General features: G+C 41.8%; 11 protein-coding genes. 4 read left to right on the forward strand and 7 right to left on the reverse strand.

Annotation, left to right across the window (positions count from 1 at the left end; translation table 11 throughout):
• Nucleotides 1-57: 57 nt before the first annotated feature.
• From BJN41_RS00815 to BJN41_RS00830, 4 genes are all read right to left on the reverse strand, one after another.
• A complete protein-coding gene (locus BJN41_RS00815; RefSeq protein ID WP_070152299.1) occupies nt 58-2,304 on the reverse strand; it encodes a bifunctional prephenate dehydrogenase/3-phosphoshikimate 1-carboxyvinyltransferase in 2,247 nt (748 codons plus the stop codon).
• A 3-nt stretch (nt 2,305-2,307) separates the two neighbouring features.
• Nucleotides 2,308-3,399, reverse strand: coding sequence for a histidinol-phosphate transaminase (gene hisC, locus BJN41_RS00820; RefSeq protein ID WP_070152301.1), 1,092 nt, complete (start codon nt 3,397-3,399; stop codon nt 2,308-2,310).
• Nucleotides 3,400-3,472: 73 nt separating this feature from the next.
• Nucleotides 3,473-4,582, reverse strand: coding sequence for a prephenate dehydratase (gene pheA / locus BJN41_RS00825; protein ID WP_019836678.1), 1,110 nt, complete (start codon nt 4,580-4,582; stop codon nt 3,473-3,475).
• Between the two features lie 344 nt (nt 4,583-4,926).
• Nucleotides 4,927-6,069, reverse strand: coding sequence for an acyl-CoA dehydrogenase family protein (locus BJN41_RS00830; RefSeq protein WP_070152304.1), 1,143 nt, complete (start codon nt 6,067-6,069; stop codon nt 4,927-4,929).
• Nucleotides 6,070-6,311: 242 nt separating this feature from the next.
• On the opposite strand from BJN41_RS00830, the gene BJN41_RS00835 reads away from it, so the two are divergent.
• The gene (locus BJN41_RS00835; RefSeq protein WP_070152307.1) at nt 6,312-7,322 is read left to right on the forward strand and encodes a glycosyl transferase family protein; all 1,011 of its coding nucleotides are present in this window, start codon (nt 6,312-6,314) and stop codon (nt 7,320-7,322) included.
• 85 nt (nt 7,323-7,407) lie between these two features.
• Here the strand turns inward: BJN41_RS00835 and BJN41_RS00840 are convergent, their stop codons facing one another.
• Together BJN41_RS00840 and BJN41_RS00845 are read right to left on the reverse strand one after the other, a co-directional pair.
• Nucleotides 7,408-7,677 carry a YeaC family protein gene (locus BJN41_RS00840; RefSeq protein WP_026438048.1) on the reverse strand — a complete coding sequence of 90 codons (270 nt, stop codon included), beginning with the start codon at nt 7,675-7,677 and terminating at the stop codon, nt 7,408-7,410.
• A complete protein-coding gene (locus BJN41_RS00845) occupies nt 7,677-8,594 on the reverse strand; it encodes an NAD(+) kinase (RefSeq protein WP_201787564.1) in 918 nt (305 codons plus the stop codon). Before BJN41_RS00845 ends, BJN41_RS00840 begins: the two co-directional genes overlap by 1 nt.
• A gap of 284 nt (nt 8,595-8,878) precedes the next feature.
• Between BJN41_RS00845 and BJN41_RS00850 the strand changes: the two genes are divergently transcribed.
• The 3 genes from BJN41_RS00850 to BJN41_RS00860 all read left to right on the forward strand — a co-directional run bounded on the left by BJN41_RS00850 (nt 8,879) and on the right by BJN41_RS00860 (nt 12,491).
• Nucleotides 8,879-9,409 (forward strand): hypothetical protein, encoded by a 531-nt coding sequence (locus tag BJN41_RS00850; protein ID WP_019836673.1) that lies wholly within the window; start codon nt 8,879-8,881, stop codon nt 9,407-9,409.
• Between the two features lie 97 nt (nt 9,410-9,506).
• A complete protein-coding gene (gene mrcB, locus BJN41_RS00855) occupies nt 9,507-11,900 on the forward strand; it encodes a penicillin-binding protein 1B (protein WP_070152313.1) in 2,394 nt (797 codons plus the stop codon).
• A gap of 81 nt (nt 11,901-11,981) precedes the next feature.
• Entirely contained in the window at nt 11,982-12,491 is a 510-nt protein-coding gene (locus tag BJN41_RS00860) for a tetratricopeptide repeat protein (protein ID WP_227515195.1), read from the forward strand.
• 76 nt (nt 12,492-12,567) lie between these two features.
• Here BJN41_RS00860 and BJN41_RS00865 read toward each other — a convergent pair whose 3' ends face one another.
• Nucleotides 12,568-13,467, reverse strand: a complete 900-nt coding sequence (locus tag BJN41_RS00865; protein WP_070152319.1) for an NUDIX domain-containing protein — start codon at nt 13,465-13,467, stop codon at nt 12,568-12,570.
• Between the last annotated feature and the right edge of the window lie 21 nt (nt 13,468-13,488).

The raw sequence follows: 13,488 nt of genomic DNA on the forward strand, positions 1-13,488 counted from the left end.
GTTTCAGCATAAAGTCTAGGCTTTGCGATTTGTCATCGCAGCCCGTATCGTTTTGGCTTATTCTGTCACTTGAATATTCAGACCTGCCACACCTGCAAGCTCAGTAAAGGTTGGGAAACTTGTCGCTACTGTTTCTGTACCGACAATTTTAATTTCTCCAGAAGTACGCAAGCCTGCCATAGAAAAACTCATGGCAATACGGTGATCGTGATGTGATTCAATCTCGCCGCCTGTGAATATCGCGGACCAATCGCCCGCTTTGCCTTTACCCTGAATGATGATGCCATCGTCAGTGGGTGTGCAGTCAATACCCATGGTTTTTAAACCATCTGCCATCACTTGAATACGGTCTGATTCTTTCACGCGTAATTCTGCAGCACCTGTCAGTACAGTTTGACCTTCAGCACAAGCTGCAGCAATGAACAATGCAGGAAATTCATCAATCGCCAATGGCACTTGATCTTCAGGAACATGAATCCCTTTTAAAGTACGTGAACCACGAATACGAATATCTGCAATTGGTTCACCACCTGCAATACGTTCATTTTCCACGCTCAGGTCTGCGCCCATTTGTTTCAGAATTTCAATCACCCCTGTACGAGTTGGGTTAATGCCCACCGCTTCCAAGGTGACATCTGAATTTTCTGTAATGGCTGCACCCACCATAAAGAACGCCGCAGATGAAATATCAGAAGGTACTTGAATATCTGTACCCACCAATTTACCGCCACCTTGCAATGAAATACGGTTGCCTTCAGTTTTCACTTCGTAACCAAATGCACGTAACATACGTTCGGTATGGTCACGCGTTGGTTCAGGCTCAGTCACTGAGGTTTCACCTTCTGCCCAAAGCCCTGCCAATAAAATACCTGATTTCACTTGTGCAGATGCCATTGGCAAATCATAGTGAATGCCTTTTAACGCTTGCGTACCTGTAATAGATACCGGCGGTGTGCCACGTTCACCCGTTGTTTGAATTTGTGCCCCCATTTCACGCAATGGTTTAGCAATACGCTCCATTGGACGCTTGGTCAATGACGCATCACCTGTCATAACAGAATCAAACTGCTGTGCAGACAACATGCCTGCCAACAAACGCATAGATGTGCCTGAGTTACCCATATAAATTGGGCCTGCAGGTGCTTTTAAACCTTGCATACCTACGCCATGAATGGTGACCTCACCATTTTTAGGGCCTTCAATGCTCACCCCCATATCACGGAATGCTTGCAAAGTCGCCAATGCATCTTCACCTTCAAGGAAACCAGTCACATGCGTAGTGCCTTCGGCAATTGCACCAAACATAATGGAACGATGTGACACAGATTTGTCACCTGGTACGGTAAATTTACCTTTGAAAGTCTTAGCACCCGGCAAAATCGTAAATTGTTGTGTCACGTGATTGTTCTCCATAAAAGGTTTCTTGGCGAGCATATGATTAAAGTGCTGTCGTGCCGCTTGCGCATGTCCTAGCAAGCCCATTAAAGCATGCGAGTCTTCTTGTTCAATCAGTTGGCGAATAATCGCAAGTTGACTTTCAAAGCCATCCACCGCTTTTAACAATGCAGTTTTATTGGCAAAGAAAATATCATGCCACATTTGTGGATCGCTTGCTGCAATACGCGAGAAGTCACGAAAGCCCCCCGCAGCATAGCGAAAAATGTCTAAATTATCTTCACGATTTGCCAATTGTTCGACCAAATTAAAGGCCATTAAATGTGGAAGATGACTGGTATATGCCAATACTTCATCATGTTTTTCCACATCMATGCAAATTACTTCGGCTTTGGCGCTTTCCCACATTTGAATCAGTTTATTGACTGCCCACGGCGCACTGCTTGGCAATGGTGTCAAAATGACTTTGTGATTGGCAAATAAATCGACCTTGCCTGCATGCACGCCCGTATGTTCTGCCCCAGCAATCGGATGCCCGGGTACAAAACCTGCAGGTAAATGTTCACCAAATACCGCTTTGGCTGCAGCCACGACACTGCCTTTGGTACTGCCTACATCGGTCAGAATTACATTGTCTGCCAAATGTGGTTGAATTAATCGCAAGACTTTTTCTGTGGCTTGCACAGGTAGCGCCAAGACCACTAAATCTGCGCCTTGTACCGCATCAATAGGGTTATTAAAGCCTTGTTCAATTAATCCTAATTCAAAAGCATCTTGCAGCGTTTTTTCAGAACGGGTCGATGCCACAATATGCCGACTTAAATTTTCCGCCAGCATTACACGTGCCAAACTCGAACCAATGAGCCCGAGTCCGATAAATGCAACTTTTTCAAACAATGGTTGCGCCATGTTTTATGCCTTTGCTTCCTTGCCCAATACTTTGGCTAACGCACAGAGAAACTTCGCATTTTCTGCTTCTGTACCAATTGAAATACGTAAATGGGTTGTAATACCCACAGGACGTACAATCACACCTTCTTTCAATAAAGCATTAAAAGTTTGACCTGGATCGGCTTCCACATCTACCAAAATAAAGTTAGCACGTGAAGGCACATAATTCAGACCTAATGCTTTAAAGCCTGCTTCCAATTGTGCCATGCCTGCTTTGTTAGCAATACGTGATTTTTCGATAAAATCTTCATCTTTTAATGCCGCAACCGCAGCCACCATTGCCAAGTGATTGACGTTAAAGGGTTGACGAATACGGTTTAAATAATCAGTCACTTCAACTGAAGCCAAAGCAAAACCAACGCGTAGTGCCGCCAAACCATAACACTTAGATAAAGTACGGCTCACGATTAAGTTTGGATATTGCTCAAGGAATTTGAGGCTGTTGAAGTTTTCTGGAAAATACTCCACATAAGCTTCATCTAATACCACAATCACCTGTGCAGGAACTTTTTGCATAAAGGCTTCAAATTCAGCCTCTTCAAACCATGTACCTGTTGGGTTATTTGGGTTTGCAATAAAAATTAACTTGGTGTTGTCTTGAATTGCTGCCGCCATAGCATCCAGGTCATGTGAAAAACCTTTGGCAGGCACTTCAATGGCTTGTGCATTAATGGCTTGTGTTAGCAAAGCATATACTGCAAAGGCGTGCTGGCTATACAACACCGAATCTTGGTCTGAAACGAAAGTACGCGCAAACATTTCTAGCAAATCATTTGAACCATTGCCCAAAGTAATGCGATCATGCGCGAAGCCAAATTGTTTGTGAATTTGGTCTTTTAGAATAAAACCACCACCATCTGGATAACGACCAATTTCAGCAATTTCTGCTGCAACAGCTTCTTTGACTTTGTCTGAACAGCCCAATGGGTTTTCATTTGAAGCAAGTTTGACGATATCTGAAATGCCCAACTCACGCTCAAGCTCACTGATTGGTTTACCTGGTTGATAAGGCTTTAACTTCGAGATGCCTTCATTGGCTGGGACAAACGACATTTTACACTTCCAGTTGACTAGGTGATAAAGGTGGTGCGCATGATAAACATGCGCACCACTAAATTAAATACGGTTATAACACGGCAGCAGGATAAGAGCCCAAGACACGAACTTCTTTCACTAATGGACGGATTTCTTCAATCGCTGCACGGACATTGTCTTGCTCGACATGCCCTTCAAGGTCAATGAAGAATACATAGGCCCATTTTTCTGGCAATGCAGGACGCGTTTCAATACTGGTCAAGCTAATATTATGCTTCGCAAATGGTGCAAGAATTTCGAGCAGTGCCCCTGCACGGTCATGTGCAGATACCAACAATGAAGTTTTGTCGTTGCCACTTGGTGGAACTTTCTCACGACCAATCACCAAGAAACGTGTAGTGTTTTCTGGGTTATCTTCAATATTGCTATGTAAAATTTCGAGTTCGTAAATATTGGCCGCTATTTCAGAGGCAATTGCAGCAGAATGCCATTCATTACGAATACGGCGTGCTGCTTCTGCGTTTGAGCTGAGTGCTACACGTTCCACCCCTGGATAATGCACATCTAACCATTTACGGCATTGTGCCAAAGTTTGCTGATGCGCATAAATTTGTTTAATGCTGTCTTTACGGGTATTTTCAGACACAAGAAATTGGTGATGAATACGCAACTCCACTTCACCAATCACATTTAATGACGATGATTTAAAACAATCTAAAGTATGGTTCACCACACCTTCAGACGAGTTTTCGACAGGCACTAAACCATAGTGAGCGCTACCTGCTTCCACTTCACGAAATACTTCATCAATAGTAGGCAAAGGACGTACAATCGCATCATGACCAAAATGTTTAAGCACTGCGGAATGTGTATAAGTACCAATTGGCCCTAAAAAAGCAATACTTTGTGGCGCTTCAAGTGCCAAACATGCCGACATAATTTCACGAAATAAACGTGCCATGGTCACATCGGACAACGGCCCTTCGTTGCGTTCCATAACATTACGTAAAACTTGCGCTTCACGTTCAGGACGGTAAAACAACGGGCTCTCTTCTGCTGCAAATTTTGCTTTCGCCACCGCTTCAGCAAGTTGTGCTCGACGGTTAATCAGCTGCTGAATCTGTTGATCTACAGAGTCAATATCTTCGCGGATTTTAGCGAGATCAAGAGAAGTCGTTGTGTTCTGATCGTCTTGGATCATTGTTATGTCGCCCTTCAAAAACATTTTGCAAATAGTATAACAATAGTTAGCTTTCAAATGTTGCGCAATACAACTTTCAGTGTTTCAGATGCAAAAACATACAGTTGAGCAAAACATTCTCAATCTATACATTTAAGTTTTAACTTTGCACAACGTACCGCTTAAAACTGTGCAACTCTACATTTCTTTTTTATCTCTCATTCTAAGCGGTGTAATTTTTTTAAGTGTAATTCTCAATCAGCGCATTATTTTTAACTCTGATGAAATCATAAAAAAGAGCCAGCACGGGGCTGACTCTGATGATGATCGTTGATCTTTATTCAATTAGACTTTGAAGCATTGTTTTAACGCCCCAATAAACCACGCGCGACAATTTCTTTCATAATTTCATTTGTTCCGCCGTAAATCCGCTGGATTCGCGCATCAACAAAGAAACGAGAAATTGGATATTCCGTCATATAACCATAACCGCCAAACAGTTGTAGCAATTGATCGGCAACTTTCATTTGCATATCGGTTGCAAAGCTTTTTAGAGCGGCTGCAGTTTCTACGTCCAGTTCGCCCTGCATATACAATTCGACGTTTTGATTATAAAAAGCAGCAGTTGCCAATTCATCAATTTTCGCCTGTGCCAATACAAAACGGGTATTCTGGAACTGACCAATCGCTTGTCCGAACGCCTGACGCTCTTGCACATATTGCGTGGTCACATCAATTGAACCACGAATAGCACCCAATGCCGTGGCAGCAATTGCAGTACGTTCACGCGGCAATTCTTGCATTAAGTAGGCAAAACCATGCCCTGCCTGTCCTAACAATTGATTTTTCGGTACTTTGACATTGTCAAAGAATAGCTCTGAGGTATCTTGTGAATGCAAACCAATTTTTTCCAAATTGGTGCCTTTTTTAAAGCCTTCTAAATGAGTATCGACCAACATGAGCGATACGCCTTTGGCACGTGCTTGCGGATCTGTTTTTACTGCCAATACCACCAAATCTGCATGCTGACCATTAGAAATAAAGGTTTTAGAGCCATTTAGTACATAATGATCATCTTGCAAAATGGCATTGGTCCGCATGGCTTGCAAATCTGAACCCGCGCCTGGCTCGGTCATGCCAATTGCACCGACCACTTCACCCGACACCATTTTAGGCAGCCAGTATTGTTTTTGTTCTTCTGTACCAATATGCAAAATGTACGGTGCAGCGATTTCAGAGTGACAGGAAATACCTGTAGAAAGTGCGCTATAACCTGCACGTGCCGATTCTTCGACCAACATTAAAGAATAATGCGTTGGAACACCATAACCGCCATATTCTTCAGGCACATCAATACATAAAAAACCATTTTCCCCTAACAGATTCCACACACTACGCGGCATGATGCCCTCACGTTCCCACGTAGCATAATGCGGTGCAATATGCTCCTGCATAAAACGTCTAAAGTTATCTCTAAATAATTCTAAATCAGCATCATAAGCCAGCATATCCAATCCTTTATTTTTTCAATTGTTGTTTTCAACAGTATCCATGCTATGCAATTTTATTCAGGCTGTCATGTGTTATCCCTACAGATTGTCTTACTTTACAGTCAAACTTTAGTCGCCATTTCAGATGTGCAAACACAACATGTGGCGCTTGTATAAACTGAAGTTGTGAATAGTGCTGCAAACTGTTGCCGAAGTTTATACACTAGTTAAATTAAAATTGATGTGATGTGAACTCGCTTATGCCAAATACAAACCCCAATAAAAGAAATATTTATAAAGATGCAGAACATCCATTTGCACAATTTATCCGTATTATTGGCAAAGGCAAAACAGGCGCACGTTCACTGACCTATGATGAAGCCTATCAAGCTTTTTCTATGATTTTGCGCAATCAAGTGTTGGATGTGCAATTGGGTGCTTTTTTAATGCTGCTACGTGTGAAGGAAGAATCTGTAGAGGAATTAGCAGGTTTTGTGCAAGCCACACGTGATCAACTGCAATTTAAACCGCTTCAGGTAGATTTAGACTGGTCATCTTATGCAGGTAAACGCAGACATTACCCGTGGTTTTTATTGGCAGCGCTGACTTTGGCAAAACATGGTTATAAAGTGGTGATGCATGGTGCTTCAGGGCATACCATCAACCGTTTATATACCGAACAAGCGCTGCAATATTTAGATTATCCAATTTGCCAAAATGACCTAGAGGTTGAGCAGCAATTAGCTCAGTGTAATTTTGCTTATTTACCATTGGATGTTATTTCACCGATTTTGAGTGAGCTGATTAATTTACGCAATGTGATGGGTTTACGCTCACCCATTCATACCCTTGCTCGTTTAATCAATCCTTTTAATGCCAAAGCGACTATGCAGGCGATTTTTCACCCTGCCTATCGCAGCTCACATCAACAAGCCGCATTTCAGTTAGGTTATCAAAACAGTGCGGTGATTAAAGGTGAAGGTGGAGAATTTGAGCGCAATCCCGATGCCAAAACTTTAATTTGTGGCATCAAAAATGGCGCTTCATATGAACATGAACTACCTAAACTGACCGATAACCGTAGCCCTGTCGAAGAAGAACTGGATTTGGCCGTGTTTAAAGCTGTGTGGTCAGGTCAGCACACGCATGAATATGGTGAAGTTGCCATTACCGAAACTATGGGCATTGCTTTATATACAATGGGCGTATGTGATGATTATGCAGCAGCGATGCAAAATGCCCAGCAGCTTTGGCAAAATCGTCACAACTAAAAACTTATTGAAGATACAAAAAAAAGACACCAATCTCAGGTGTCTTTTTTTTCTTTCAATTTTTCTAAAAGCACTGGCTTATCATTTAAACAAAGCGAATTGGTTTAAATTCATCATGCTTGTGATGATCGTCATCACACTGCTCACCTTCTTCTTTAGTACCACGGTCAATATAGCCACTACGCTCAGTTTCAGGCAGGTTTTTCATTTCCCACGCATACACTGCTTGCATACAAATTTGACGTTGCTCTTGGGTCAGCGCAACACCGTTAGGCCACTTGCCAATTTCAATTGCCGTTTTTAAACGTCCAACAATTTCAGGATCGAGTACGGCAAGCATTTGTTCAATATTCATCATTCATCCTGCTGTTGCATTGATTCAAAATCTTGATTCCACCCTAACTTGGTACGACATGCCATATAGAAGTCATAACCTGGTGGATGTAATAAATTTAATTTATAAGGATGTTTGCGGATATGCAAACTATCTCCAACATTTAATGAAACACTATGTTGACCATCGGCACTGACCATTGGCAACACACGGTTTTCACGAATCTGGATTTTAATTTCACTGTGTCCGCCCACCACAATTGGACGCGAAGACAACGTATGTGGATGCATAGGCACCAACGCAATTGCATCCATGCTTGGATGTACAATTGGCCCACCACCCGACAAAGCATAAGCAGTTGAACCTGTTGGGGTTGAAACAATCAGACCATCACTATGCTGACGGTAGACATACTGCCCATCAATGTTCAGTTCAAAATCAATCATGTGTACAGACTTACCTGAATGCAGCACCACATCATTTAAAGCAATCGCTTCATAAATGATTTCGCCTTTAGAGCGCACTTCCATTTCCAGTAAAAAACGACGGTCTGACTGGAAGTGACCTTGTAACACTTGATCTAATTTAAAAATAACTTCAGTCGGTTTAATATCGGTCAAGAAACCTAAACGACCACGGTTCACCCCAATCACAGGAGTATTGTATTTGACCAAGGCACGCGCTGCATGCAGCAAAGAACCATCACCACCCACTACAATCACTAAATCGACCACTTCACCTAATAAAGCACGGCTAACCGTTTGGGTATTGTTATAAGGTACAAGTTGAGCAGTGTCAGAATCAAAAACGGGATGCAAACCCAATCCTAAAATATGGTCGTGAATCAGACATAATGTTTCTACGACAGAATATTTGTCCGTACGCCCAATCAGTCCAATGTTCCGAAAGTTCTTATGTGAAATTTGCACCTGCGATATCGCTCCGCTACGATTCGATGCCTATAATAGCACTAACCCGATTGATTTAAAAAAACTTTAGTTGCTCGAAATTCTGATTGTTTAGAGTGTGATTTCTTAAAACAATCATTTTATTTTCATACTTTTCTATACACAAAGTTTTCATAAAATAAAACAGCCTCAAAACGAGAAAAATCAAAGATATTTAAAGCTTCTAACAAGCTAATACAACAAAAAATCTGTATGCTATCCCATCCTAAAAACATCTTTTTTGCTTAAACTTAAAGAATAGATCGGTCATTTTTATGAATCTTAATAAATATTTAGCCATTTACGGAGCAGGAATATTTTTTGTTGGACTTATGTTTTTGGCTAAACATGGTTACTTAAATTTCTATGAAGAAAAAGCACAAGAACTTAACATCAATAAGCCCATAAACTTTATCCAGCCCATTGAAAACAAAGTTAATCATTCAGAAAGCTCCATGACTAATATGTCAGGTAATAATCTTATAGAACAACTCAAAGCCGATATAGAAGATACAAAACAATCATTCCCTTTACAAAATGAGGATAAATCAACTTTTATAGATGTCGTTCTTATGGATCAAGATGTTGCATACACGATCATCACACCCTTAACTAAATCTGATTTTACAGCAGAATACATTCACTTGATTACCGAAACTAATTGTAATGATGAATACTTACAGCCTTATTTAAAAGCAGGTTTTAGTTTTACTTATAAGTTTTTCGACCTAAATATGAATCGCATTTTGAACTTAAGCACCACCCTTAACCACTGTGAAGGCTTACAACAAGGTAATACTATCTAATCAAACTTAATTTTCTCTTCAGTCACAGATTAATTATTGCAAATTCAGTAAAAGCTTCGCATGATTAGCAAAATTTATCAGGATCTTATCGCGATTTATGAAGTCTGAGCGTGGCATAGGCATAATTGCATTACTGTTTTGCATTATCGTTATTGGTGGGTTTATTGCTTTTAGTATCTACTTGATTCGTCTAGATAATATTGTCAGAGACAAATTCGAGGGACAACGATGGGATATTCCAGCCAAGGTATTTGCACGCCCATTAGAAGTGTATAGCAATGCACCTGTGAGTCAGACTGACTTTACGCAAGAACTAAAACTGCTGGGTTATAAAAATACGGATAATTACGCCAAAACAGGCAGTTATGTCACAGATGGCAATACCTTATTTGTGCATACCCGTGGTTTTGACTTTGGCGATAGTGTCGAACCTGAACAGGTTTTAAAAGTCAGTTTTGCTAACAATCAAATTAGTGAAGTAAGTGCCACCAAACCTTCTAATACGGGTATCGCACGCTTAGAACCCATGTTAATTGGCGGGATTTATCCGCAGCACAATGAAGATCGAGTACTGATTAAACTGAATAAAGTACCTAAACCATTGATTGAAGCCCTCATCGCTACCGAAGATCGCAATTTCTATCAACACTACGGCGTTTCAATTCGTGGTACTGCACGTGCAATTGTCAGCAACGTCACTGGTGGCAAACGTCAGGGCGGTTCCACTCTTACCCAGCAATTGGTAAAAAACTTTTATTTAAGTCCAGAACGCACTTTAAAGCGTAAAGCCAATGAAGCGCTCATGGCGATGCTGATTGAGCTACATTACAACAAAGATGAAATTTTAGAAGCTTATTTAAATGAAGTAAATTTAGGACAAAACGGTAACTACTCTATTAACGGTTATGGTTTGGCTTCACAGTTTTATTTTGGTATGCCATTGCGTGAACTCAACATTGCACAGCAAGCTTTTTTAGTGGGTTTGGTACAAGGCCCATCATTATATAATCCTTGGCGCAATCCAGAAGCTGCCAAGAAACGCCGTGATATTGTGCTAAACAATATGTTGGTGATGGGGTATTTAAACCAAGAACAATATGAAAAAGAAACTGCACGCCCTTTAAATGTCATTACAAAACCTTCCCTCGGACCTGCCCGCTTCCCCGACTTTTTGGATATAGTCCGCCGTCAATTGCGTACTGAATATCAAGAAGGAGATTTGACCAATCAGGGTTTGCGTATCTTCACCACGCTTGATCCTATTGCGCAAACCAACGTACAAAATGCTTTTAAAGCATCAGTTGAGCGTTTAAGCAAAGCCAATCCAAAACGCTTAAAAGACTTACAGGGTGCGGTGCTAATTTCTCATCCTGAAAATGGCGAGTTAGTAGCAGCGGTGGGTTCTACGCAAGATTTTACTGGCTTTAACCGTGCCTTGGATGCCAAGCGTCAAGTTGGCTCGCTGCTCAAACCGATTATTTATTTAAGTGCAATTGAGTCTGGTCGTTATAACTGGGCAAGCCCTGTAGAAGATAGTCAGATCAGCATCCCGATTGATGGTAAATCATGGACACCCCGTAATTACAGTGGCAGCGATCACGGGATTGTGCCTATGTCACAAGCCTTATCTCAGTCTTATAACTTATCTGCAGTTCGTTTAGGACAGGAATTTGGACTATCGACCTTCCGTAATCACCTCATTAAATTTGGTGTCCCGAGTGATGCAATTCCGCACTATCCGTCTATTTTCTTGGGTGCAGTAGATTTATCGCCTATGCAGGTGATGGATATTTATGGCAACTTTGCCACTGGTGGTTTTAAATATCCGACCAAAGCGATTCGTACGGTGGTCGATGCCAATGGACGTTTACTTGACCGTTATGGTTTAACTGTACAACAAACCATTGATCCTTCTGCCGCCTATATTTTGAATTATGGTTTACAGCAAGTCATGAGTTCTGGTACAGGTCGTGCGGCATATAATAGCCTATCGAAAGATTTGAAATTGGCGGGCAAATCTGGTACCACCAATGATACCCGTGATTCATGGTTTGCAGGCTATTCAGGCAATTATTTAACCGTTGTATGGCTCGGTTTGGATGATAACAAAGTCACAGGCTTAACAGGCTCGTCTGGTGCTTTGCCCGTGTGGAGCAATGTAATGCAGCAATTGCGCCAAAAACCTGTCAACTTACGTCAGACTGAACAAATTCAATGGCATTGGATTGACCGCAATACGGGACATTTATCTGCGCAAGGCTGTGAAGGCGCGATGTACATTCCTATAAATCGTAATAATGTACCGCGTCAGGCAACCGCATGTGGTTTTTCACACTATCAAGTTGAACCCGTTTACCAACCCGATACCGAAACTCAGCAAGCAGCTCCTGAGACCAGTGATAGTATCGAGAATTATATCCGTGAAACAGAACCTGTAACGGATGACAATACCGATGGTCGTGTCATCTCAAGCGGCAGTTATATCAATTAAACTTGAGGATATCGGTCAGTTAGGCTTATGAAATTATCTCTTTTAAGGCAAGTTTTTTTCACCACGTTTGTAGTAGGGACGATGGCAACGATTGTAGCTTGCCAGAGTTTACCTRAAACGCCCGCATCTCAGCCTGCGCCTGAGAAACCTCACACTGTGACTACACCAGAAGGTGTGGTTATTCGTCCTTATGAACGTGAAGAAATTAAGCGTCAATCTCTGCAAGTGGTGGTGCCACAACAGAAGGTACAACAAAAACTAGAAGATGGCCGCAATTTACCTGCTTTTCAAAAGTTGATGCAGCAAACCCAGACCGCGTATAAAAAAGGCCAATTCAATCAGGCCGAAACTGCGGCTCTGCAAGCGCAGCGACTTGCCCCGCAAGCGGCTGAGACCTATTTATATTTGGCTTTAATTGCCAACCAAAAGAAACAACCTGCCAATGCCGAAGCTTTGGCACGCCGCGGTTTAACTTATGCGCAAAGCGCTGCCATGAAACGTCAATTGTGGTTAGTCCTTCAAAAAGCAGCACAGCAACAAAATAATGCTAAAAGCCTTGCGCAGGCTCAACAGGCTTTAAAAAATTTGTAATGGCAGTGATTTAATCAACTGAAAAATCGCTGAGTGATATCACATTTGCAATTTTTTTTGTGCAAACTAGAAAAAATTAAATAAAACGTACACCTGCAATGCCATAGGCATGATGCTGCTCTGCCGTAGCTAAATCATCCTGAGTTAAGCCACCCAAAGCAAACACAGGAATATCGACAAATTCAGCAATCTGCTGGAATTTTTCCCATCCTAAAGGTGTGGCATCATCATGCGTGGTGGTTGCCAAAACAGGACTGAGTAAAATTGCTTCACAACCAATTTGCTGTGCATGTTGTGCCGAAACAATGTCATGACACGCTGCAATATATCGCTGCCCGACTTTTAAATCGCCCTTTTGTAATTCCATCAGTTGCGATTGTTTCAAATGAATTGCTGCAATAGCATGATGCTGAATCGTATTTAATTGCTTCCACAATTCCAAATTGACAATCACTTGCCCCAGTTGCTCAATGCCATACTCCGACAATTCGACCTTGCATGCAGGGTTTGGCTCAACCCGCCAATACAGTAGCTTTTGCTTAGGCAAATTTGTCAATTGTTTTAAATCATCACTGACTTTAATTGTCTGTTGCCACGCTAGTCGTTGCACAATTGCACGATTGGCGTTCGGAAAATTCAGCTCTAAAAGTTGCGGGCGGCTAAACCACATCCAAGGCACTTGAATATCTTTTAATAACGCCGCGGGTACAGCAGCCTGAAAAATATGGAGATTGACAATCACATCATCATATTCATGGCWAATAATATCAAAGGCATGCCAGTGCTGAATCCCAATACCCACTTCTTCGAACACTTCACGGCGGCAGGCATCTACAGGGGTTTCACCTGCTTCTACTTTTCCACCTGGAAATTCGTGCTTATTGCCCTGATGTTGTTTGGCTTCGCGCCACCCCACTAACACTTTGTTTTGATGAAATAACAACGCAATTGCCACATGAATATTTGGCTTAGACATGAACCCGATTCCTTTTTTTGC

Origin of the sequence: Acinetobacter towneri, from assembly GCF_001758345.1 — a bacterium.
GTDB classification, from domain to species: domain Bacteria; phylum Pseudomonadota; class Gammaproteobacteria; order Pseudomonadales; family Moraxellaceae; genus Acinetobacter; species Acinetobacter towneri_A.